Annotated in this window: 20 protein-coding genes and 1 tRNA gene; 20 read left to right on the top strand and 1 reads right to left on the bottom strand. The window is 71.2% G+C overall.

The window, feature by feature from the left end; genetic code table 11:
* Nucleotides 1-80: 80 nt before the first annotated feature.
* The gene (locus tag OHA86_RS11245) at nt 81-1,262 is read left to right on the top strand and encodes a site-specific integrase (protein WP_329174642.1); all 1,182 of its coding nucleotides are present in this window, start codon (nt 81-83) and stop codon (nt 1,260-1,262) included.
* Between the two features lie 371 nt (nt 1,263-1,633).
* Here the strand turns inward: OHA86_RS11245 and OHA86_RS11240 are convergent.
* Nucleotides 1,634-1,705 (bottom strand) — tRNA-Arg (locus tag OHA86_RS11240).
* 140 nt (nt 1,706-1,845) lie between these two features.
* On the opposite strand from OHA86_RS11240, the gene OHA86_RS11235 reads away from it, so the two are divergent.
* From OHA86_RS11235 to OHA86_RS11145, 19 genes are all read left to right on the top strand, one after another.
* Nucleotides 1,846-2,277, top strand: a complete 432-nt coding sequence (locus OHA86_RS11235) for a response regulator transcription factor (RefSeq protein ID WP_329174640.1) — start codon at nt 1,846-1,848, stop codon at nt 2,275-2,277.
* A gap of 74 nt (nt 2,278-2,351) precedes the next feature.
* Nucleotides 2,352-3,512 carry an ArgS-related anticodon-binding protein NrtL gene (nrtL, locus tag OHA86_RS11230; protein WP_329174638.1) on the top strand — a complete coding sequence of 387 codons (1,161 nt, stop codon included), beginning with the start codon at nt 2,352-2,354 and terminating at the stop codon, nt 3,510-3,512.
* Between the two features lie 30 nt (nt 3,513-3,542).
* The gene (gene lysA / locus OHA86_RS11225) at nt 3,543-4,934 is read left to right on the top strand and encodes a diaminopimelate decarboxylase (RefSeq protein WP_329174637.1); all 1,392 of its coding nucleotides are present in this window, start codon (nt 3,543-3,545) and stop codon (nt 4,932-4,934) included.
* A 247-nt stretch (nt 4,935-5,181) separates the two neighbouring features.
* Nucleotides 5,182-6,531: a homoserine dehydrogenase gene (locus OHA86_RS11220; RefSeq protein ID WP_329174636.1), complete on the top strand. Its 1,350-nt coding sequence runs from the start codon at nt 5,182-5,184 to the stop codon at nt 6,529-6,531.
* A 7-nt stretch (nt 6,532-6,538) separates the two neighbouring features.
* A complete protein-coding gene (thrC, locus tag OHA86_RS11215; RefSeq protein ID WP_329174635.1) occupies nt 6,539-7,630 on the top strand; it encodes a threonine synthase in 1,092 nt (363 codons plus the stop codon).
* 755 nt (nt 7,631-8,385) lie between these two features.
* Nucleotides 8,386-9,309: a homoserine kinase gene (gene thrB, locus OHA86_RS11210; RefSeq protein WP_329174633.1), complete on the top strand. Its 924-nt coding sequence runs from the start codon at nt 8,386-8,388 to the stop codon at nt 9,307-9,309.
* Between the two features lie 359 nt (nt 9,310-9,668).
* Nucleotides 9,669-11,699, top strand: a complete 2,031-nt coding sequence (gene rho / locus OHA86_RS11205; RefSeq protein ID WP_329174632.1) for a transcription termination factor Rho — start codon at nt 9,669-9,671, stop codon at nt 11,697-11,699.
* A 206-nt stretch (nt 11,700-11,905) separates the two neighbouring features.
* Nucleotides 11,906-13,024 carry an LCP family protein gene (locus OHA86_RS11200; protein ID WP_329174631.1) on the top strand — a complete coding sequence of 373 codons (1,119 nt, stop codon included), beginning with the start codon at nt 11,906-11,908 and terminating at the stop codon, nt 13,022-13,024.
* A 185-nt stretch (nt 13,025-13,209) separates the two neighbouring features.
* On the top strand, nt 13,210-13,434 hold the full coding sequence (gene rpmE / locus OHA86_RS11195; protein WP_329174629.1) for a 50S ribosomal protein L31: 225 nt from the start codon (nt 13,210-13,212) through the stop codon (nt 13,432-13,434).
* A 104-nt stretch (nt 13,435-13,538) separates the two neighbouring features.
* Nucleotides 13,539-14,618, top strand: coding sequence for a peptide chain release factor 1 (gene prfA / locus OHA86_RS11190; RefSeq protein WP_329182361.1), 1,080 nt, complete (start codon nt 13,539-13,541; stop codon nt 14,616-14,618).
* 11 nt (nt 14,619-14,629) lie between these two features.
* Nucleotides 14,630-15,475, top strand: a complete 846-nt coding sequence (gene prmC / locus OHA86_RS11185; RefSeq protein WP_329174627.1) for a peptide chain release factor N(5)-glutamine methyltransferase — start codon at nt 14,630-14,632, stop codon at nt 15,473-15,475.
* A 58-nt stretch (nt 15,476-15,533) separates the two neighbouring features.
* Entirely contained in the window at nt 15,534-16,181 is a 648-nt protein-coding gene (locus OHA86_RS11180) for an L-threonylcarbamoyladenylate synthase (protein WP_329174625.1), read from the top strand.
* The gene (locus OHA86_RS11175; RefSeq protein ID WP_443071697.1) at nt 16,178-16,852 is read left to right on the top strand and encodes an arsenate reductase/protein-tyrosine-phosphatase family protein; all 675 of its coding nucleotides are present in this window, start codon (nt 16,178-16,180) and stop codon (nt 16,850-16,852) included. Before OHA86_RS11180 ends, OHA86_RS11175 begins: the two co-directional genes overlap by 4 nt.
* Nucleotides 16,853-17,048: 196 nt before the next feature.
* Nucleotides 17,049-18,380 (top strand): MraY family glycosyltransferase, encoded by a 1,332-nt coding sequence (locus tag OHA86_RS11170; RefSeq protein WP_329174623.1) that lies wholly within the window; start codon nt 17,049-17,051, stop codon nt 18,378-18,380.
* A 280-nt stretch (nt 18,381-18,660) separates the two neighbouring features.
* Nucleotides 18,661-19,077, top strand: coding sequence for a hypothetical protein (locus tag OHA86_RS11165; RefSeq protein ID WP_329174620.1), 417 nt, complete (start codon nt 18,661-18,663; stop codon nt 19,075-19,077).
* Between the two features lie 298 nt (nt 19,078-19,375).
* Nucleotides 19,376-20,182, top strand: a complete 807-nt coding sequence (atpB, locus tag OHA86_RS11160) for a F0F1 ATP synthase subunit A (protein ID WP_329174619.1) — start codon at nt 19,376-19,378, stop codon at nt 20,180-20,182.
* A 78-nt stretch (nt 20,183-20,260) separates the two neighbouring features.
* Nucleotides 20,261-20,506 carry an ATP synthase F0 subunit C gene (atpE, locus tag OHA86_RS11155; protein ID WP_073502894.1) on the top strand — a complete coding sequence of 82 codons (246 nt, stop codon included), beginning with the start codon at nt 20,261-20,263 and terminating at the stop codon, nt 20,504-20,506.
* Between the two features lie 42 nt (nt 20,507-20,548).
* Nucleotides 20,549-21,118 carry a F0F1 ATP synthase subunit B gene (locus OHA86_RS11150; RefSeq protein WP_329174615.1) on the top strand — a complete coding sequence of 190 codons (570 nt, stop codon included), beginning with the start codon at nt 20,549-20,551 and terminating at the stop codon, nt 21,116-21,118.
* Nucleotides 21,115-21,930 (top strand): F0F1 ATP synthase subunit delta, encoded by an 816-nt coding sequence (locus tag OHA86_RS11145; protein WP_329174614.1) that lies wholly within the window; start codon nt 21,115-21,117, stop codon nt 21,928-21,930. Before OHA86_RS11150 ends, OHA86_RS11145 begins: the two co-directional genes overlap by 4 nt.
* Nucleotides 21,931-22,036 lie beyond the last annotated feature (106 nt).

Below are 22,036 nucleotides of genomic sequence, written 5' to 3'. Positions count from 1 at the left end.
GCGTTGCCGATGAACTGGCGGCTGAGTTGGTGAGCGCTGTGAGGCGCGAAGCCGGCGCGGGCCGGGGTGGTGGGGCGGCCGTGGCCGGTCGTAGCAGTTCGCCTTTTGCTGGTCGGAGTTGGTATGACTTCGCGCTGGAGTACATGGACGTGCGCTGGCGGCAGACCGCGGCGAAGACACGTTGTGAAGACAACGACGGACTGTGCGCCCTCACTTTGGCCATGATCAGAGGACGGACGCTGCGGCCCGACGAGGAGCTGTTGCGCCGGGCGCTGCGGCTTCGGGCGTTTGTGGTGCCGCGTCCGGCGGACAGGGAGGTGCCGGGCGACGAACGGATGGCGGTGCGCTGGGTGGCTCGGGCGACGCGGCCCGTGGACGATCTTCTGGATCCGGAAGTGATGAAGGGGGTCGTCCGGTCTCTGAGCGCCCGAGCGGATGGATCTGCGGTACCGGGAAGCACGCAACGGCACTGTAGGAAGGCGCTGGTGAATGCGGTCGGTTACGCGTTCGGCGGGGGCGGCGCCGGCGATGGCCTGATCCCCGAGATCCGCTGGCAGGTGCCGAGGGACGACGAGGAGGTCGATCCGCGGGTTCTGGTGAATCCAGGCCAGGCGCGCTCGTTGCTGGACGCCCTGTCGTACGTAGGGCTGTACGGGCGGGCTCGGGGGCGGCGGCTGGTGGGGTTCTTCGCGGGGATGTACTACGCCGGTCTGCGGCCCGAGGAAGCCGTTGCCGTGAAGCACCAGGACTGTGTTCTGCCGGCACACGGCTGGGGCCGGTGCGTGCTGCACGAGACTCGTCCGCAAGCTGGCAAGAAGTACACGGACAGCGGCCTTAACCACGACGAGCGCGGCCTGAAGAGCCGGAGGAGCGGAGCGGTTCGTGTGGTGCCACCGCCGCCACAACTGGTGACGTTTTGGAGGCAGAGCGTCGACACGTTCGGCACGGCGGCCGACGGAAGAATGTTCTTCACCGAGCGGGGGCGGGTGCTGGGTTCCAGCGGCTATTGCACGACCTTGCGGGACGCGCGCGTCCTGGCGCTCCCACCGGATCTGGTGGAATCGCCTCTTGTTGCTCGCGCTTACGACCTGCGGCACTCGGCGCTGTCGACGTGGCTGGACGCGGGAGTGGATCCCACCGAGGTCGCCGTACGGGCCGGCAACACCGTCGAGACGCTGCTGCGCACCTATGCGAAGTGTCTCTACGGGCGCCAGACGGTCGCAAACGATCGCATCGACAAGTTCTTGGGTGAGTACGAGTAGTACGGCCCTTCGCTGCGGCCGAGACCGTCGCACTCCGTGATCCGGCGGCCTCCATCGCCGCAGCAACGAAGCCATGCTTTCGAGGCGATCCAGCAGCGTCAAATGGCGTCCCGCTCGGCTCGCCGAAACCTTGGGCGTCCCCACCTGTGCGGCCCGGCTGTCCTCCCGCCGCGCCATGAATACGCCGCAGCCCGCGGAAAATCGCCCTCGGCGAGGAGCCTCAGCAACCCGTCGCAACCGAAACTGCCTGGTCAGAGCCCTGCCCGGTAATCCCTAACGAAAAGTGCAACGGCCTGGGCGGCCGTGTGTTCAGGACAAAAATAAAAGCCCGTCAGACCAGCGTTTCCGCAGGTCAACGGGCTTTTCCGGAGTGCCCCCGGCAGGATTCGAACCTGCGCACACGGCTCCGGAGGCCGTTGCTCTATCCCCTGAGCTACGGGGGCGACGGGAAGAACACTACCAGTCCGGGGAGGGTGGGCCGGACAGGGTTTGGGCGGGGGCGCGGGGGCGGGGGTCACCCCTGGCGTGGAAGAAATGGGCAAAACGCGGACGCATCAGTAGCCGCCCGCCTACGCTTCGGGGTGTGGCGGGTGCGTCCGGCCGGGTGCTTGTTGTTGATGACAACAAGGTGATCCGGCAGTTGATCAGGGTCAACCTGGAGCTGGAGGGCTTCGAGGTCGTGACCGCGGCTGATGGTGCCGAGTGCCTGGAGATCGTGCACAGCGTGCGGCCGGATGTCGTGACGCTGGATGTGGTGATGCCGCGGCTGGACGGGGTACGGACGGCGGCGCGGTTGCGGGCGGACGCCGATCCGTGGACGCGGGACGTCGGGATCGTCATGGTCAGCGCCGGAGCCCTGCCGGACGGGACCGGGGGGCCGCGCGGGGTGGACGCGTACGTCGGGAAGCCGTTCGAGCCCGCCGAGCTGGTGGAGACCGTACGGCGGCTGGTGCGGCGCGGCCCCGTGCCGCCCGAACCGCAGGGCCAGGCCGCCGGCGCCCCCGGGGGAGCCTGACCCCGGGCCGGGGGTGGGGGCGACCAGGAAAACCCGGTCGCCTGGGGGCACCGCTTCTCGCCTACGCTTTCCCCGTGACTCCCGCCGAACTGTCGTGGACCGTGCTGAGCGCGGTCAGGCGTGCCGTGGCGGCGGACGAGTTGCGGGTCGCGGTGCCGGACAAGGTCGTGGTCCAGCGGCCGCCGCGACCCGGGTGCGGGGACTACGCCACCAACGTCGCCCTGCAACTCGCCGGGCCGGCCGGGCTCACCGCCCACGAGGTCGCCGCGATCCTCGCCGTACGTCTCGCGAAGGAGCCGGGCATCGCCCAGGTCGAGATCGCCGGCGCCGGCTTCCTGAACATCACGCTCAGCGCACGGGCGTACGCCGACGTCGTCCGGCAGGTGCGGGAACAGGGGCGGGACTACGGGCGCGGCGACGGGCTCGCGGGCGAGGCCGTCACCGTCGTTCCCGAGCCGCCGCACGCCGTACGCGCCACGCTCGTCGCCGAGGCCGTCAACGGGCTGCTCCGCGCGGCCGGCGCCGGCCCCGGCCGCCGGGAGAGCCTCACCGTCGCCGAGCCGGCAGCCCCCGGTGCCCTGCCGGCCGCCGGTGCGCACCTAGGGTCTGGCGCCTTCCGCGAGCCCGAGCCCGGCGCCCACCTCGGCCCGGACGCCTTCCGCGAGCCCGGGGCCGGCGCCCCGCCCGAGCCCGCCGCCCCGCCCGGGGCGACCGCACCCCCGGAAGCCGCCCCCCCCGAGGCCAGCGCCAGCGTTCTGCTCGGGCGCGACGCCACCCGCTGGGCGCTGCTGCGGCCTCCCGGGGAGGACACCCCGCGCCTCGGTCCCGCCCTGCTCGAACAGCGCGAGGCGAACCCCTTCTTCCGGGTCCGCTACGCCCACGCCCGCACCCGCGCGCTGCTGCGCAACGCCCACGACCTGGGCGTACGTGTCGAAGCCGCGGCCCGGGACCCGTACCGGCACCCCGCCGAGACGGAACTGCTGGGGCTGATCGCCGACTTTCCCCGGGTTGTCGAGACCGCCGCCCGCCGCCGCGCGCCCGATCGGCTCGCACGGCATCTGGAGCGGCTGGCCGACGCCTACTTCCGGTTCCAGGACGAGTGCCCCGTGCTGCCCAAGGGGGACGAGAAACCCTCGGCCGTCCACGCCGCCCGGGTACGCCTCGCCGACGCGACCGGGATCGTGCTCGCCGACGGCCTGCACCTGCTCGGCATCAGCGCCCCCGACCACCTCTGACGAGAACGCACCGGAACGAGAGAGCCACCCGTGAGCCGATCCGCACACCCCGCAGGGCCCCGCCACGCCGATGTCCTGCCCGAGGGCCACTACGCCGCCCCGCCCGCCGACCTCAACCGGCTGGACGCGCACATCTGGTCCCGTACCGTCACCCGCAACGCGGACGGCGCCGTCGAGGTCGGCGGCATCGACGTACGCGATCTGGCCGCCGAATTCGGTACGCCCGCGTACGTGCTCGACGAGGCCGACTTCCGCGCGCGCTGCCGTGCGTGGCGGGCGGCGTTCGGGCCGGACGCCGACGTCTTCTACGCCGGCAAGGCCTTCCTGTCCCGTGCCGTGGTGCGCTGGCTGCACGAGGAGGGCCTGAACCTCGATGTGTGCTCGGGCGCCGAGCTGGCCGTCGCGCTCGACGCCGGCATGCCCGCCGAGCGGATCGCGATGCACGGCAACAACAAGAGCAACGCCGAGATCGAGCGGGCGGTGGCGGCCGGGGTCGGCCGGATCGTACTCGACTCCTTCCAGGAGATCGTCAGGGTCGCGGCGGCGGCCGAGCGGCACGGGCGGCGCCAGCCGGTGCAGATCCGGGTGACGGTCGGCGTCGAGGCGCACACCCACGAATTCATCGCGACCGCGCACGAGGACCAGAAGTTCGGGCTCGGACTGGCCAGCGGGCAGGCGGCCGAGGCGGTGCGCCGGGTGCTCAAGCTGGACAGCCTGGAGCTGATCGGCATCCACAGCCACATCGGCTCGCAGATCTTCGACATGGCGGGCTTCGAGGTGGCCGCCCGCCGGGTGGTGTCGCTGCTGGCCGCGATCCGCGACGAGCACGGGGTGCAGCTGCCCGAGATCGACCTCGGCGGCGGCCTCGGCATCGCCTACACCGCGGACGACGACCCCGCCGAGCCGTACCAGATCGCCAAGTCGCTCGGCGAGATCGTCACCCGGGAGTGCGAGGCGGCCCGCCTGGACCCGCCGCGGCTGTCGGTCGAGCCGGGCCGGGCCATCGTCGGCCCGACCGCGTTCACGCTCTACGAGGTCGGTACGGTCAAGCCGCTGGAGGGCCTGCGCACGTACGTCAGCGTGGACGGCGGGATGTCGGACAACATCCGCACCGCGCTCTACGACGCCGAGTACACCGTCGCGCTGGTCTCCCGCACCAGCGGCGCCGAGCCGATGCTCAGCCGGGTGGTCGGCAAGCACTGCGAGAGCGGTGACATCGTGGTCAAGGACGCCTTCCTGCCGTCCGACCTGGCGCCCGGCGACCTGCTCGCGGTGCCGGCGACCGGCGCGTACTGCCGCTCGATGGCCAGCAACTACAACCATGTGCCGCGCCCGCCGGTGGTCGCGGTCACGGACGGGCGGCCCCGGGTGATCGTCCGCCGCGAGACGGAGGAGGACCTGCTGCGGCTCGACGTCGGCTGAGCCGCCGGAGCGGACGGGAAAGAGGATCTGCGGCGCGTGCGCGACGGGCGCGACGAAACACGGCAAGATCGCCGGGCGGACGGCAAATCTCACGGTCCGCCCGGCCGGTCTCGCAATCCGGACAGGGCGTGGCTTCTCCCATCCGGTGGGTGAGACTGGACCCCTCCACGCCGTACGGAACCGGGAACCGGAACCGTGCACATGCGACACGAGAGCTACACGAGAGCTGTACGAGAAACGAGGTCGGATGATGCGTACGCGTCCGCTGAAAGTGGCGCTGCTTGGCTGCGGTGTGGTCGGCTCCGAGGTCACGCGCATCATCACGACGCAGACGGCCGACCTCGCCGCCCGGATCGGCGCCCCGATCGAGCTGGCCGGCATCGCGGTCCGCCGCCCCAACCGGGTACGCGCGGGAGTGCCCGCGGACCTGCTCACCACCGACGCCACCGAGCTGGTCAAACGCGGCGACATCGACGTCGTCGTCGAGGTCATCGGCGGCATCGAACCGGTGCGCACGCTGATCACCACCGCCTTCGAGCACGGTGCCTCGGTGGTGTCGGCCAACAAGGCGCTGCTCGCCGCCGACGGCGCGAGCCTGCACGCCAAGGCCGCCGAGCACGGCGTCGACCTCTACTACGAGGCCGCGGTCGCCGGCGCGATCCCGCTGATCAGGCCGCTGCGCGAATCGCTGGCCGGCGACAAGGTCAACCGGGTGCTCGGCATCGTCAACGGCACCACCAACTTCATCCTCGACAAGATGGACTCCACCGGCGCCGGCTACAGCGAGGCGCTGGACGAGGCCACCGCGCTGGGTTACGCCGAGGCCGACCCCACCGCCGACGTCGAGGGCTTCGACGCCGCCGCGAAGGCCGCGATCCTGGCCGGCATCGCCTTCCACACCCGGGTCACCATCGACGACGTCCACCGCGAGGGCCTGACCGAGGTCACCGCGGCCGACATCGCCTCGGCGCGGAAGATGGGCTGTACGGTCAAACTGCTGGCCATCTGCGAGCGCGCCCGCGACGGCCGCTCGGTCACCGCCAGGGTGCACCCCGCGATGATCCCGCTCAGCCACCCGCTGGCCTCCGTACGCGGGGCCTACAACGCCGTCTTCGTCGAGGCGGAAGCGGCGGGGCAACTGATGTTCTACGGTCCCGGCGCCGGCGGCGCACCCACCGCCTCCGCCGTCCTCGGCGACCTGGTGGCCGCCTGCCGCAACAAACTGGCGGCGACCACCGGCGCCGGCGAGTCCGCGTACACGCAACTGCCGGTGAGCCCGATGGGGGATGTGGTCACCCGCTACCACATCAGCCTCGACGTGGCGGACAAACCGGGCGTCCTCGCACAGGTCGCCACGGTGTTCGCCGAGCACGACGTGTCCATCGACACGGTGCGTCAGCAGGGCAGGAATCAAGGCAGCGGCGACGATGCCGCCGTCGAGCAGGGCGGCGCCGGACGGCGGGAGGGCGGCGAGGCCTCCCTCGTCGTCGTCACCCACCGCGCGCCGGACGCCGCGCTTTCTGCGACCGTCTCCAGCCTGCGGAAACTCGACACCGTACGCGGCGTCGCCAGCATCATGCGTGTGGAAGGGGAGTAGACCCGCTATGAACGCAACCATCGACCAGCCCCGGATGTCGGGCACCCACCAGTGGCGCGGCATCATCGAGGAGTACCGCGACCGGCTCCCGGTCGGCGCGGACACCCCGGTGGTCACCCTGCTGGAGGGTGGCACACCGCTGGTACCGGCCCAGCTGCTGTCCGAACTGACCGGCTGCGACGTGTACCTCAAGGTCGAGGGCGCGAACCCGACCGGGTCCTTCAAGGACCGCGGTATGACCATGGCCATCTCCAAGGCCAAGGAGGACGGCGCCCAGGCCGTCATCTGCGCCTCCACCGGCAACACCTCCGCCTCGGCGGCGGCCTACGCCGTACGCGCCGGCATGGTCTGCGCGGTGCTCGTGCCGCAGGGCAAGATCGCGCTCGGCAAGATGGGCCAGGCGCTGGTCCACGGCAGCCGCATCCTCCAGGTCGACGGCAACTTCGACGACTGCCTGGACCTGGCGCGCGGGCTCAGCGAGAAATATCCCGTCGCGCTGGTCAACTCCGTCAATCCGGTACGGATAGAGGGGCAGAAGACCGCGGCCTTCGAGATCGTCGACGCGCTCGGCGACGCGCCCGACCTCCATCTGCTGCCGGTCGGCAACGCGGGCAACATCACCGCGTACTGGCGGGGCTACCGCGAATACGCGGCGGACGGGATGTCCACCCGCAAGCCGCGGATGTGGGGCTTCCAGGCGGCCGGGTCCGCGCCGATCGTCAACGGCGCGCCGGTGCGCAGCCCGCAGACGATCGCCACGGCGATCAGGATCGGCAATCCGGCGTCCTGGAAGTTCGCCGAGGAGGCGCGGGACGAGTCCGGCGGTGTCATCGAGGCGGTGACGGACCGCCAGATCCTGTCCGCGTACCGCCTGCTGGCGGCGAAGGAGGGCGTCTTCGTCGAGCCCGCCTCGGCGGCGTCCGTCGCGGGCCTGCTCAAGGCCCTCGAAGAGGGCCGCGTCGATCCCGGCCAGCGCATTGTCTGCACGGTGACCGGCAACGGCCTCAAGGACCCGGACTGGGCGGTCGCGGGCGCCCCCGCGCCCTTGACGGTCCCCATCGACGCGGACGCTGCCGCGCAGAGCCTGGGCCTCGTCTGACCTGGCCTTCCGCCTCAGCGGCCCCTCTCCGCCGTCCCAGCCCGGGGGTACGCATCCCCCGGGCACGGGGGTTGCACAGCTCCTCTCCGGCAGGGGGCGCCCACCCAGGGGCGCGGGGGGTTGCGCGGTTCCCTCCGGGAGGGGTGCCCACCCGGGGGCACGGGGGTTGCGCGGTTCCCTCCGGGAGGGGGCGCCCACCCCCGGGCGGAGGGGTTGTGCGGTTCCTCTGCGGCAGGGGGCGCCCACCCAGGGGCGCGGGGAACTGCGCGGGCAACCCACCACCGGCCGGTGGTCCGGAGCGAACCGGTCTGCCCCTCCGGCCCGGTGACGACCCGCACACGGGTGGTGGGCCGGCCGCGCAGTTCCCCGCGCCCCTGTAAGGCGCCGCCTTACGCAGCGGCACCGCCGAGGCCCCGCGCCCGGCGGAGGGATGCCGCCTGCCGCAGGGAGACCCTTGAAGCGCCGCGCCGGCGGGAAGGGGAGCCGCGGACCCCCGCGCCCGGGGGAGAGGGCACCCACTTACCGATGAGCGCGCCGCAGGCGAGGGGCGCACGTCGGGGATGCGACACGCATCAAGCGCTGTGTGTGCGCCCTATGTCGCAGGAGAACCTTCCTTCGATAAGCTGGAACCAGCGGCACCGCAGTGTGCCCCGAATCCGGCGGATGCCACCCCGCATCGCCACTCCCTCCCGCCCCGCCGCCCGGCAATGGCGCCGCGCCCGCAGGGCGAACCGCACAAGGAGATTCGTCGAAAGATGGCCGGTCCCGCGTTCCGCGCTGCCGCCGTACGAGTGCGCGTCCCCGCGACCAGCGCCAACCTCGGGCCCGGGTTCGACGCCTTCGGCCTGGCACTGGGGCTTTACGACGACATCGTGGTGCGGGTCGCCGACTCGGGCCTGCACGTCGACATCGCGGGTGAGGGCGCCGACACGCTGGCGCGCGACGAGAAACACCTCGTCGTACGCTCGCTGCGCACCGCTTTCGACCTGCTCGGCGGCCAGCCGCGCGGCCTTGAGGTGGTGTGTGCGAACCGCATTCCGCACGGCCGCGGCCTCGGCTCGTCCTCGGCCGCGATCTGCGCGGGCATCATCGCCGCCCGCGCGGTCACCATAGGCGGCCCGTCCGTACTGGACGACACCGCACTTCTGGAATTGGCCACCGAGATCGAGGGGCACCCCGACAATGTCGCGGCGTGTCTGCTCGGCGGCCTGACCGTGGCCTGGAGCGAGGGCGGCGCGGCCCGGGCGATCCGGCTCGACCCGGCGGCCTCGCTGGTCCCGGTGGTCTTCGTGCCCGCCACGCCGGTGCTGACCGAGACCGCGCGCGGGCTGCTGCCGCGTACCGTCCCGCATGTGGACGCGGCGGCCAACGCCGGGCGTGCCGCGCTGCTCGTGGAGGCGCTGACCAGGCGTCCCGAGCTGCTGCTGCCGGCCACCGAGGACCGGCTGCACCAGGACTACCGGGCGCCGGCGATGCCGGAAACGCTGGCGCTGGTCAACCGGTTGCGCAATGACGGCGTCCCCGCTGTCGTGTCGGGCGCGGGACCCACGGTCCTGGCGTTCACCGACGAGGGGGCCGCCGACAAGGTCTCCCGGAGCGCGGGCGAGGGCTGGGCGGCGACCCGTCTGGCGCTGGACGCGTCCGGGGCGTGTGTACTGCCGCTGGCAGGGGGCCAGTGACACGATTGCCGGTCGTGAGAGGGGGAATGTTTGTTGGATCCGGTAGTGTTAACCTCAAGCCTGCATTCGATGCCCGATGGGCGCGATGCACTGTGTCCCTTCCGTGGGACCGCTTTTCTTCCGGGAGCCTCCCACACCGCATAAGGCAAGGTCCGAGCCATCGGATTCTGCCCGAGCAGTGTTGAGCACGCTCCGGATTTCGGTACGAGTTCCCTCCGTGCCGAAGGCACGTATGTATTTCTGCCGCCATCAGGCGGACCACCGCCCCGGGTTCTGAGCAGCGGAAGCGCCCAGATCCGGACAGCACGACCGGTCGCCGAGCCAGACAGGCCGACGTCCGCTCCAGGGAAGGACCCTTCGTGAGCGACACCACCGATCTGATGGGCGTGCGCGCAGATGACACTGTCGCCTCGTCCGACGCCGCCGCGCCTGCTACCGGTGCTGCCACGGCCAGTGCGTCGCGGCGCCGCCGGACCGGGACCGGCCTGGACGGCATGGTGCTGGCCGAACTGCAGCAGCTCGCCTCAGGCCTCGGCATCAAGGGCACCGCGCGGATGCGCAAGAGCCAGCTGATCGAGACCATCAAGGAGCGCCAGGCCGGCGGCGGCGCGACCGCGCCGGCCGCGACCGCCACGGCGTCCGCCGACGGCGCCGTCGCGGACAAGCCCAAGCGGCGCACCACCTCGAAGGCCCGCCTCGAGCAGTCCGGTGCGGAGGCGGCCCCGGCCGCCGCCGCGACGGCCACCGCGGCGCCCGAGCAGCGGCAGGAGCAGAAGCAGATCGAGATTCCCGGCCAGCCGGCCGGTGAGCAGGCCAAGGCCGCGAAGACCGAGCGGGCCGACCGGACGGCCGAGGCCGCCGCGGACACCGCCGAGGGCCGCGCCGAGGCCAAGGGCGACACCAAGCAGCAGGGCGGCGGCGACGACCGCCAGGACCGCCAGCGCGGCCAGCGCGGCGACCGCAGGGAGCGGCAGCGGGACCGCCAGCGCAACCGCGAGGACGGCGGCGGCGAGGGCGGCAGCCGGCAGGGCCGGGACCGCGGCGACCGCCAGCAGCAGGGCGGCGGCGGGCAGCCGCAGAGCCAGGGCCCGCAGCAGGGCGGCCAGGGCGGTCAGGGCGGCGGCCCGCAGGACGACGACGAGTTCGGTGACGGCCGCGGCCGTCGCAGGGGCCGCTACCGCGACCGCAGGGGCCGCGGCAGCAACCGCCGCGAGGAGTTCGCCGGCGGCGGCGAGGTCCAGGTCGCCGACGACGATGTGCTGATCCCGGTGGCCGGCATCCTCGACATCCTCGACAACTACGCGTTCATCCGCACCTCCGGCTACCTGCCGGGCCCCAACGACGTGTACGTGTCGCTGGCCCAGGTCCGCAAGAACGGGCTGCGCAAGGGCGACCACGTCACCGGTGCGGTCCGCCAGCCCAAGGACGGCGAGCGCCGCGAGAAGTTCAACGCGCTGGTCCGGCTGGACTCGGCGAACGGCATGGCCGCCGACTCCGGGCGCGGCCGTCCGGAGTTCAACAAGCTCACCCCGCTGTACCCGCAGGACCGGCTCCAGCTGGAGACCGACCCCGGCGTGCTGACCACCCGGATCATCGACCTGGTCTCGCCGATCGGCAAGGGCCAGCGCGGTCTGATCGTGGCCCCGCCGAAGACCGGTAAGACCATGATCATGCAGGCCGTCGCGAACGCGATCACCACCAACAACCCCGAGTGCCACCTGATGGTGGTGCTGGTGGACGAGCGTCCCGAAGAGGTCACCGACATGCAGCGGTCGGTGAAGGGCGAGGTCATCTCCTCGACCTTCGACCGCCCGGCCGAGGACCACACCACGGTCGCCGAGCTGGCCATCGAGCGCGCCAAGCGCCTGGTGGAGCTGGGCCACGACGTGGTCGTGCTGCTGGACTCGATCACCCGGCTCGGCCGCGCGTACAACCTGGCCGCGCCCGCCTCCGGCCGCATCCTGTCCGGTGGTGTGGACTCCACCGCCCTCTACCCGCCGAAGCGCTTCTTCGGCGCGGCGCGCAACATCGAGGACGGCGGTTCGCTGACCATCCTGGCCACCGCGCTGGTCGAGACCGGCTCGCGGATGGACGAGGTGATCTTCGAGGAGTTCAAGGGCACCGGCAACATGGAGCTCAAGCTCGACCGCAAGCTCGCCGACAAGCGCATCTTCCCCGCGGTGGACGTGGACGCGTCCGGCACGCGCAAGGAGGAGATCCTGCTCGGCGGCGAGGAGCTGGGCATCGTCTGGAAGCTGCGCCGGGTGCTGCACGCGCTCGACCAGCAGCAGGCGATCGAGCTGCTGCTGGACAAGATGAAGCAGACCAAGTCCAATGCGGAGTTCCTGATGCAGATCGCGAAGACCACGCCGGGCCAGAACAACGACTGACCCGTCCCCGCGGTATCGCGCACGGCCCCGCCCGCCGGTTTCCCCGGCGGGCGGGGCCGTCCGCGCACCACCCGTTCGGCGCAGCGGTCACCTCGTCGCCCAGCGTGCCGATAAAGTCGTTCATATGCCCCTTGACCTGGGCGTACGCGGGCGAGCCCGGTTTCCCCCGGATGCCGACCGGGGCAGGGGCGGCGCACGATGGAGGAATGTCCGACACGGACGACCGGCAACCGCACACCGGCGCCACTCCCCTCGGGGCGCGGCGCAGGCGCCGAGGCCTGCGGATCACCGCATGGGTCGCGGCCGGGGTCGTGCTGGCGGGGGCGGGCGGCGCCGGGTACCTGTACTTCCGGCTCGACGGCAACATCCACAGTGTCGACATCGACTCGGCGCTCGGCGCCGACCGGCCGGTCAAGCTCGGCAACGGCTCGATGGACATCCTGGTGCTCGGCTCGGACTCCCGCTCCGGCGCCAACCGCGGCTACGGCCACGACAGCGGCACCGCCCGCTCGGACACCGCGATGATCGTGCACCTGGCCAAGGGCCACCGCAGCGCCAGCGTGGTCAGCATCCCCCGGGACACCCTGATCAGCCGCCCCGCCTGCGCCAAGCCCGGCGGCGGCACCGTGGCGGGCGCCCGGCAGGCGATGTTCAACAGCGCCTACGAGGTCGGCGGCCCGGTCTGCGCGGTCAAGACGGTCGAGTCGCTGACCGGGCTGCGGATGGACCACTACGTCGAGGTCGACTTCACCGGCTTCACGCACCTGGTCAACGCGCTCGGCGGGGTCCCGCTGACCACCACGAAGGCCATCAACGACACCAAGAGCCATCTGACGCTGGCCGCCGGCACCCACACCCTGGACGGCGACCAGGCGCTCGGCCTGGTCCGCACCAGGCACGGCGTGGCGGACGGCAGCGACCTGGGGCGTATCCAGCTCCAGCAGTCCTTCCTCAAGGCGCTGATGGACCGGATCAGCGGCCTGGGGCTGCTGACCAGCCCCACCAAGCTGTTCTCCGTCGCCGACACCGCGACCAGCGCCATCACCACCGACACGGGGCTCGGCTCGGTCGGCCGGGTGATGGGCCTGGCGCAGAGCGTCCGCAACCTCAAGTCCGGCCACATCCACATGGTCACCCTGCCGGTGCGGTACGCCCCCACCGACCGCAACCGGGTGCAGCCCATCGAGGCCAAGGCCGCGATGGTGTGGGCCGCGCTGCGCGCCGACAAGCCGATCCCGGCCGCCGCCGTCAAGGGCTCGGCCGCCGACAAGGTCGACGCGGGCAAGGTCGTCGGCCCCTCGGCAGGCCAGGGCCCGCACCGCTGACCCCGCCACCCCACCGCCAGCCCGCTGACCTGCGGAAACGTAAAATCGTACCGGGAGGGAATTATCCCGCCTACGACCTGGTTTTGGGAGATGCGGCCAGTGCTGGCAGACTGGTCCGCTGGCCCCGGTTCACGTGACGCAAACCCGCGGAGCGACCCGGCGCCCTCCCGAACCTAGGAGCACCCTTGAAGCGCGAGATCCACCCCGAGTACGTCGAGACCCAGGTCACCTGCACCTGTGGCGCCTCGTTCACCACCCGCAGCACCGAGACGAGCGGCCAGATCCGCGCCGAAGTGTGCTCCGAGTGCCACCCGTTCTACACGGGCAAGCAGAAGATCCTCGACACCGGCGGCCGTGTGGCCCGCTTCGAGGCCCGCTTCGGCAAGGCCGCCGGGTCCGCGAAGAAGTAGCGACCCGAAAGCGCCGGCTCCCGGTCGCCCCGCCCAGGGCGACCGGACCGGCGCTTTGTCGTCCCACCTACTCCTTCCAGACTTCTTCCAGCTAGGGATTGATGATGTTCGAGGCGGTCGAGGAACTGATCGGCGAGCATGCCGACCTCGAGAAGCAGCTTGCCGACCCCGCGGTCCACGCCGACCAGGCCAACGCCCGCCGGCTCAACAAGCGCTATGCGGAACTGACCCCCATCGTCAGCACCTACCGCGCCTGGCGGCGGACCGGCGACGACATCGAGACCGCACGCGAACTCGCCGCCGAGGAGCCCGACTTCGCCGCCGAGGTCAAGGAGCTGGACAAGGAGCGCGGCGAGCTGACCGAGCGGCTGCGGCTGCTGCTGGTGCCCCGCGACCCCAGCGACGACAAGGACGTGATCCTCGAGGTCAAGGCGGGGGAGGGCGGCGAGGAGTCCGCGCTGTTCGCCGGCGACCTGCTGCGGATGTATCTGCGGTACGCCGAGCGGGTCGGCTGGAAGACCGAGATCCTGGACGCCAACGAGTCCGACCTCGGCGGCTACAAGGACGTCCAGGTCGCCGTGAAGGCCAAGGCCAGCCACGAGGTCGGCCAGGGCGTGTGGGCCCGGCTGAAGTACGAGGGCGGCGTCCACCGGGTGCAGCGGGTGCCCGCGACCGAGTCCCAGGGGCGTATCCACACCTCCGCGGCCGGCGTGCTGGTCACCCCGGAGGCCGAGGACGTCGAGGTCGAGATCGGCCCCAACGACCTGCGGATCGACGTCTACCGCTCCTCGGGTCCCGGCGGCCAGTCCGTCAACACCACCGACTCCGCGGTCCGCATCACCCACCTGCCCTCCGGCCTGGTCGTCTCGTGCCAGAACGAGAAGAGCCAGCTGCAGAACAAGGAGTCGGCGATGCGCATCCTGCGCTCCCGGCTGCTGGCCGCCGCCCAGGAGGAGGCCGAGCGCGAGGCGTCCGACGCCCGCCGCAGCCAGGTGCGCACCGTGGACCGCTCCGAGCGGATCCGCACCTACAACTTCCCGGAGAACCGCATCTCCGACCACCGCGTCGGCTTCAAGGCCTACAACCTCGACCAGGTCCTGGACGGCGACCTCGACAGCATGATCCAGGCCTGCGTGGACGCCGACTCCGCCGCCAAACTGGCCGCGGCCGGCGACGCGAGCTGAGGGGGCGGACGGTGAACCTGCTGCTCGCCGAGGTGGCGCAGGCCGCCCAGCGGCTCGCCGACGCCGGGGTGCCCTCCCCGCGCTTCGACGCCGAGGAGCTGGCCGCGTACATCCACGGCGTCAAACGCGGTGAGCTGCACAGCGTCCCCGACACCGACTTCGACGCGCGCTACTGGGAAGCCATCGCCCGCCGCGAGGCCCGCGAACCGCTCCAGCACATCACCGGCCGTGCCTTCTTCCGCTATCTCGAACTCGCGGTCGGGCCAGGGGTGTTCGTGCCGCGCCCGGAGACCGAGTCGGTGGTCGGCTGGGCGATAGACGCGGTACGCGCCATGGACGTCGCCGAGCCGCTGATCGTGGACCTGTGCACCGGCTCCGCCGCCATCGCGCTCGCGCTGGCCCAGGAGGTGCCGCGCTCCCGTGTGCACGCCGTGGAGCTGTCCGAGGACGCCCTGGACTACGCCCGCAGAAACGTCCGGGGCAGCAAGGTCGACCTGCGCCAGGGCAACGCGCTGACCGCCTTCCCCGACCTCAACGGCCAGGTCGACCTGGTCATCTCCAATCCGCCCTACATCCCGCTCACCGAGTGGGAGCATGTGGCACCCGAGGCCCGCGACCACGACCCGGAGCTGGCACTCTTCTCCGGCGAGGACGGCCTCGACACCATCCGCGGCATCGAGCGCACCGCGCACCGGCTGCTGCGGCCCGGCGGGGTCGTCGTCATCGAGCACGCCGATTCGCAGGGCGGCCAGGTGCCGTGGATCTTCAAGGAGGACGCGGGCTGGGCGGACGCGGCCGACCATCCCGATCTCAACAACCGCCCGCGCTTCACCTCGGCCCGCAAGGCCCTGCCGTGACCAGGCGGGCCGACCGGGCGCCGGACCCGGCAGCACAGCATCTTTCGGAGGTCATCTCATGGCACGGCGATACGACTGCTCGGATGCGACCGACCGGGCGACCGGCCTGCGCGAGGCAACGTCGGCGATCAAGCGCGGCGAACTCGTCGTGCTGCCGACCGACACCGTCTACGGCATCGGCGCCGACGCCTTCGACACCGAGGCCGTCGGCGACCTGCTGGAGGCCAAGGGCCGCGGCCGCAACATGCCCTCGCCGGTGCTCGTCGGCTCGCCGAACACCCTGCACGGCATCGTCACCGACTTCTCCGAGCAGGCCTGGGAGCTGGTCGACGCCTTCTGGCCCGGCGCGCTGACCCTGGTCACCAAGCACCAGCCGTCGCTGTCCTGGGACCTCGGCGACACCCGCGGCACGGTCGCGGTACGGATGCCGCTGCACCCGGTCGCGATCGAACTGCTCACCGCCACAGGGCCGATGGCGGTCTCCAGCGCCAACCTGACCGGGATGCCCTCGCCGCAGGACTGCGACGCCGCCCAGGGCATGCTGGGCGACTCCGTGGCGGTCTATCTGGACGGCGGCCCCACGCCCGCCGCCGTACCGTCCTCGATCGTCGACGTCACCGGCAGGGTGCCGGTACTGCTGCGGGCAGGGGCGATCAGCTCGGAGGAGCTGCGCAAGGTCGTACCCGACCTGGAGGAGCGCAATTGACCACGCCCGACGGGCGCGGCATACGGGGGTACACGGAGTACGTACAGCGCGTCGTCCCGGGGGAGAGCGGTGACGTCTTCCGCATCCTCCATGTCTGCACCGGCAACGTCTGCCGCTCGCCGATGGCCGAGCGGCTGACCCGGCACGGGCTGGTGCGGCGGCTCGGCGACGGCGCGGCCGGCATGCTGGTCGAGTCGGCCGGCACCTGGGGGCACGAGGGCGCCCCGATGGAGGCGCACGCCGCCGCGGTGCTGGCCGAGTACGGCGCCGACCCGTCCGGCTTCACCGGCAGGGAACTGCTGGACGACCATGTCATCGACGCCGACCTGGTGCTCACCGCGACCCGCGACCACCGGGCCCAGGTCATCTCGATGGGCCACGCGGCGGGTCTGCGGACGTTCACGCTCAAGGAGTTCACCCGGCTGGTGCGGGCCATAGACACCACCACGCTGCCCGAGGGCAGCGTCACCGAGCGGGCCAGGGCACTGGTCCGCGCCGCCGCCGCGCTGCGCGGCTGGCTGCTGGCCCCCAGCCCGGACGCCGACGAGGTCCACGACCCGTACGGCGCCCCCATCTCGTACTTCCGCAGCATCGGTGAGGAGATCCACACCGCGCTCGACCCGATGGTGACCGCGCTGACCGGTGTCGGCGCCACCGTCCGGCCGTCCTGAACCGGCCGCGGATCCGGCCCGCCGGCCGGCCGCCTCACCCCGCCCCGGGACCCGCCGCAACCGCGGCGGCCGCCTGTGAGTCTCAACAGGTGTTCGCCGTCCCGGCCCGGCCACCACTAGGGTGTGACGCTGTGAGGTACCACCCCCGGACGTGTGCGCAGCACCGCTACGCCCCCGAAACCGTCGGAGGCGGCTCGTGCGCGAGTATCTGCTGACCCTTTTCGTCGCCGCAGCGGTCACGTATCTGCTGACCGCGCCGGTACGGAAGTTCGCCATCGCCGCCGGCGCGATGCCGCCCATCAGGGCACGTGACGTGCACCGCGAGCCCACTCCGCGGCTCGGCGGCATCGCGATGTTCGGCGGCCTGTGCGCCGGCCTGCTGGTCGCGGCGCACCTGTCCAACATCGGCGACGTCTTCTCGCTGTCCAACGAGCCGCGCGCGCTGCTGTCGGGCGCCGGGCTGATCTGGCTGCTCGGCGTGCTGGACGACAAGTGGGGCGTGGACGCGCTCATCAAGCTCGGCGTGCAGATGATCGCGGCCGGCGTCATGGTGCTCCAGGGCCTCACCATCCTGTGGCTGCCGGTGCCCGGCGTCGGCCCGGTCGCGCTGACCCCGGTCCAGTCCACGCTGCTCACCGTCGCGCTGGTGGTGATCACCATCAACGCGGTCAACTTCGTGGACGGCCTCGACGGCCTCGCGGCCGGCATGGTGTGCATCGCCTCGGTCGCGTTCTTCATGTACGCCTACCGCATGTGGTACGGCTACGGCGTCGAAGCCGCCGCGCCCGCCACGCTGTTCAGCGCGATCCTGATCGGGATGTGCCTGGGCTTCCTGCCGCACAACATCCACCCGGCGCGGATCTTCATGGGCGACTCGGGCTCGATGCTGATCGGCCTGGTGCTCTCCTCCAGCGCGATCTCCATCACCGGCCAGGTCGACCCCGACGCGATCACCTCCTTCACCGGGTCGACCCGGGAGACCGTGCACTTCATGGTGCCGGTCTACATGCCGCTGCTGCTGCCGCTGACGATGATCGCGATTCCGGCCGCCGACCTGGTGCTCGCGGTGGTCCGCAGGACCTGGAAGGGCCAGTCGCCCTTCGCCGCCGACCGCGGCCACCTGCACCACCGGCTGCTGGAGATCGGGCACTCGCACAGCCGGGCGGTGCTGATCATGTACTTCTGGTGCGCGCTGTTCGCCTTCGCCGCGGTGGCCTTCTCGGTCAACTCCTCCAGCCTGCTGATCGTGCTGGTCATCGTCGCGCTCAGCGCGGTCGGCCTGGTCGTCCTGCTGCTGCCGCGCTTCAAGCCGGCCGCCCCCGACTGGGCGGAGTCCGTGGTGCCGCCGCGCTACCGGCGCCGCCGCCGGCGGCTCGCGGCCGGAGCGGCCGCCGCCGAGCGGGAGATGCGCTCGCCCGACCGGCCCGCCCTGCACGGCTCGACCGCGATCGGTGACCGCTCGCAACTGCCCGATCGCAGGCCGGACCGGCACTCCGAGCAGCGCAGCCCGGTGGAGACCCGTCCCTGACGACGCCGTAGGCTGTCATCCCGGCGACGTCTTTACCGGACACGTACAGGTACAACTCCGGAGAAACGGTCGGCGTGTCGCGAGCACAGTCCTGTGACAGGCAGCACATGTCCATGGTAAAGACCGCATCAAATACTTTGTGATACCGTTCACGAAAGCAGGGAACGTGCCGAAGGACCGGAAGAGCGGTCGTCCGGCGCGAGGTCACATCCTCGTTCCCTGACTCGCTCGTCTCCGACGACACCCGCTTGCCCCAACTCCCGCCGGAGGAGCCGTCACCATGCAGCAGAACGACGCCCGAATCCTCAGGGGTGCCGCGTACATCGCCGCCCCCGTCGGAGTCGTCGCCACCGTCCTCAGCGCCGTACTCGCAGGCGAAAAAGGCCTCGTCGGCGGGCTGATGGCAGTCCTGGTGGTCGCGGTCTTCTTCGCGTTCGGCTCCTGGGTGCTGATGACGATGACCGAGGACCGGCCCCAAGTCGCCATGGCCGCGGGGATGCTGGTCTACGCCGTGCAGATCCTGATGATCGGCATCTTCATCGTCGTCTTCAAGGACACCACCCTGTTCAGCGGCCGGGCCTTCGGCCTCACGCTGCTGGTGACCGCGCTGTCCTGGGTGGGCGGTCAGGTCAAGCAGAGCCTCACCTCCCGGATGCTGTACGTCGACCCCGTTCCCTCCGTCCCCCCGGCCGAATGATGCGCGGTGCCAAGGGGCGGGTAAAGAGGCCGCAATTCCATCTGCTATCGTCCGGAAACGCATCTGGACGTGGAGGCCCCTCACGCTTGAGGAAGGTGCTGCCCCCGCGCCCATCGGTGTATTCGGATCCAGGGCCGCGGACGCGGCGCGGAGCCCGGGTGCCCGGTCTTCGATGCGGGCTCCCAGCGGACCGTGGTGACTTCGCCACGCCTCGTCCGCCGTGCCGACCAGCGGCCTCACCAGCCGCGCTGACACACAAGGTTGCCGTTACTTATGCGTCACGACGAAGGAGTCACGGGTGAGTGCCCACACGCTGCTCGCTGAGGCTGGATGCCACATCCAGCACGACTGCGCATTCCCCGCTCCGGGCCTCAACTCGTTCGACTTCAAGCCGATCTTCAGCATCGGCAGCTTCGACTTCACCAAGCCGATGCTGCTGGCGATCATCTGCATGGTGCTGGTGGTGGGCTTCTTCTGGGCGGCGTTCAACAAGCCCAAGCTGGTCCCGGGCAAGCTGCAGCTGGTCGGCGAGATCGGCTACACGTTCGTCGCCCGCAGCATCGCCCGCGAGGTGATCGGCAAGAAGGGCGACAAGTACGTCCCCTTCCTCGCGTCGATCTTCTTCTTCGTGTGGTTCATGAACATCATGTCGATCATCCCGGCGGCGCAGTTCCCGGCGATGTCCCGGTTCGCGTTCCCGGTCGGCCTGGCCGCGCTGGTGTTCATCACCTACATGTACCTGACCTTCAAGACGCACGGCTTCCGCGGCGGCGTCAAGAACCTGGTCTGGATCGAGGGCCTGCCCAAGCCGCTGGTGCCGCTGATCGTGCTGCTGGAGTTCGTCCAGAACGTGATCACCCGGCCGTTCACCCTCGCGGTGCGGCTGTGGGCCAACATGTTCGCCGGCCACATGCTGATCGTGATGTTCAGCGTGGCGAGCTGGTACCTGCTCACCCCGTCGATCATGACCGCGGTGTCCGGCGGCTCGTTCGCGCTGGCCATCTTCATGACGGCCTTCGAGCTGCTGATCCAGTTCCTTCAGGCGTACATCTTCACGCTGCTCGCCTCGATCTACATCAGCGGAGCGCTCGAAGAGGGTCACTGACCCGCACCCGAACGCCACCCACCGAATCCTCCGCTGGGAAGCCCCCCATCGGACCGCATCACAAAGGAAGACAGGGAAATGTCTGCCGAGTTCGTTAACCTCGCCGCTGCCACCACCGCCGGCCGCCTGGGCGCGGTCGCCTACGGCCTCGCCGCCATCGGCCCCGGCGTGGGTATCGGCCTGGTCTTCGGCCACTCCATCGAGGCCATGGCCCGCCAGCCCGAGGCCATGCCGATCATCCGCACCAACATGTTCCTCGGCTTCGCGCTCTGCGAGGTCCTCGCACTGCTCGGCCTGGTCGTCCCCTTCATCTTCCAGAAGTGACCTGGACCCCCGACCAGTAGCCACTCGACGAAAGGTTCAGACATGATGACCTTCCTTGCGGAGGAGGGGGCGCAGAACCCGCTCATCCCCGACACCGCGGAACTGGTTGTCGGCCTGCTCTGCTTCTTCATCGTCTTCGGCATCCTCGGAAAGAAGCTGCTTCCGAACATCCAGAAGACCCTTGCAGAGCGGCACGACGCGATCGAGGGTGGCCTGGAGCGCGCGGAGAAGGCGCAGGCCGAAGCCAACCGCACGCTTGAGGAGTACAAGGCCCAGCTCGCCGAGGCCCGCCACGAGGCGGCCCGGATCACCGAGCAGGCACGCGAGCAGGGTGCCGTGATCATCGCGGAGATGCGCGAGGAGGGCCAGCGCCAACGGGACGCCATCGTCGCCGCGGGCCATGCCCAGATCGACGCGGACCGCCGCCAGGTGACCGTCACCCTGCGCCAGGAGGTCGGCAGGATCGCCACCGACCTCGCCGGCAAGCTGGTGGGCGAGTCCCTGGAGGACAGCGCCCGGCAGAGCCGCACCATCGACCGCTTCCTGGACAGCCTCGACGGTTCGGCGGACGCCGGAGCGGGCAACGGGGCAGGCGCCGGGGCGGCCCGATGAACGGCGCAAGCCGCGACGCGCTGGCCGGCGCCAGGGAACGGCTGCACGCGCTGACCGACAACACGTCGGTCGACGCGACCGTGCTGGCCGACGATCTGGCCGCCGTGACCGCGCTGCTGAACCGCGAGTCGTCGCTGCGCCGCGCCCTGACCGACCCGGCGCAGTCCGGTGAGGCCAAGGCCGGGCTCGCCCGGCGGCTGGTGGGCAGCCAGCTCGGCGCGGACAGCACCGACCTGTTCACCGGCATGGTGCGGTCCCGCTGGTCGCGGTCCCGCGACCTGGTGGACGCGCTGGAGGAACTGGCGGACACCGCCGACCTGACCGCAGCCGAGCGTGACGGCACGCTCGACGAGGTCGAGGACGAGCTGTTCCGCTTCGGCCGGATCGCCGCGGGCAGCCCCGACCTGCGCGCCGCACTCAGCGGCCGGGCGGGACAGGGCGCCGCCAAGGCCGACCTGCTGCACACGCTGCTGGGCGGTCGCGCCAAACCGGTCACGGAACGGCTGGTCACCCGGCTGGTCACCGCGCCGCGAGGACGTAGCCTTGAAAGCGGGATCGAATCCCTGTCCAAGCTGGCCGCGGCCCGCCGCGGCCGGACGGTGGCGGAGGTGGTCTCGGCGATTCCGCTGAACGAGACGCAGAAGCGTCGGCTCGGTGACGCCCTGGCCAGGATCTACGGCCGCCCGGTGCATCTGAACCTGGACGTGGACCCCGCGGTCCTCGGCGGGGTCCGGGTGCGGATCGGCGACGAGGTCATCAACGGCTCCATCGCGGACCGCCTCGACGAGGCGTCCCGCCGGATGGCCGGCTGACGACAGCATCGACGGCAGCATCATCGGTACATCGACAAGCACAGCAAGCACTGACGGCCCGCGTTGGGCCGACGCCCCTCAAAGAAGACTTCGGGCCCAACAAGGA

This window comes from Streptomyces sp. NBC_01477 (assembly GCF_036227245.1).
GTDB lineage: Bacteria > Actinomycetota > Actinomycetes > Streptomycetales > Streptomycetaceae > Actinacidiphila.
This window is presented reverse-complemented; position numbering and strand designations above follow the sequence as displayed.

Coding starts and splice junctions, on each gene's coding strand:
- OHA86_RS11220 (WP_329174636.1), top strand. CDS start 5,182: ATGATGCGTACGCGTCCGCTGAAAGTGGCGCTGCTTGGCTGCGGTGTG.
- OHA86_RS11180 (WP_329174625.1), top strand. CDS start 15,534: ATGGCACGGCGATACGACTGCTCGGATGCGACCGACCGGGCGACCGGC.
- OHA86_RS11150 (WP_329174615.1), top strand. CDS start 20,549: ATGATGACCTTCCTTGCGGAGGAGGGGGCGCAGAACCCGCTCATCCCC.
- thrC (WP_329174635.1), top strand. CDS start 6,539: ATGAACGCAACCATCGACCAGCCCCGGATGTCGGGCACCCACCAGTGG.
- OHA86_RS11200 (WP_329174631.1), top strand. CDS start 11,906: ATGTCCGACACGGACGACCGGCAACCGCACACCGGCGCCACTCCCCTC.
- OHA86_RS11145 (WP_329174614.1), top strand. CDS start 21,115: ATGAACGGCGCAAGCCGCGACGCGCTGGCCGGCGCCAGGGAACGGCTG.
- OHA86_RS11165 (WP_329174620.1), top strand. CDS start 18,661: ATGCAGCAGAACGACGCCCGAATCCTCAGGGGTGCCGCGTACATCGCC.
- thrB (WP_329174633.1), top strand. CDS start 8,386: ATGGCCGGTCCCGCGTTCCGCGCTGCCGCCGTACGAGTGCGCGTCCCC.
- prfA (WP_329182361.1), top strand. CDS start 13,539: ATGTTCGAGGCGGTCGAGGAACTGATCGGCGAGCATGCCGACCTCGAG.
- atpE (WP_073502894.1), top strand. CDS start 20,261: ATGTCTGCCGAGTTCGTTAACCTCGCCGCTGCCACCACCGCCGGCCGC.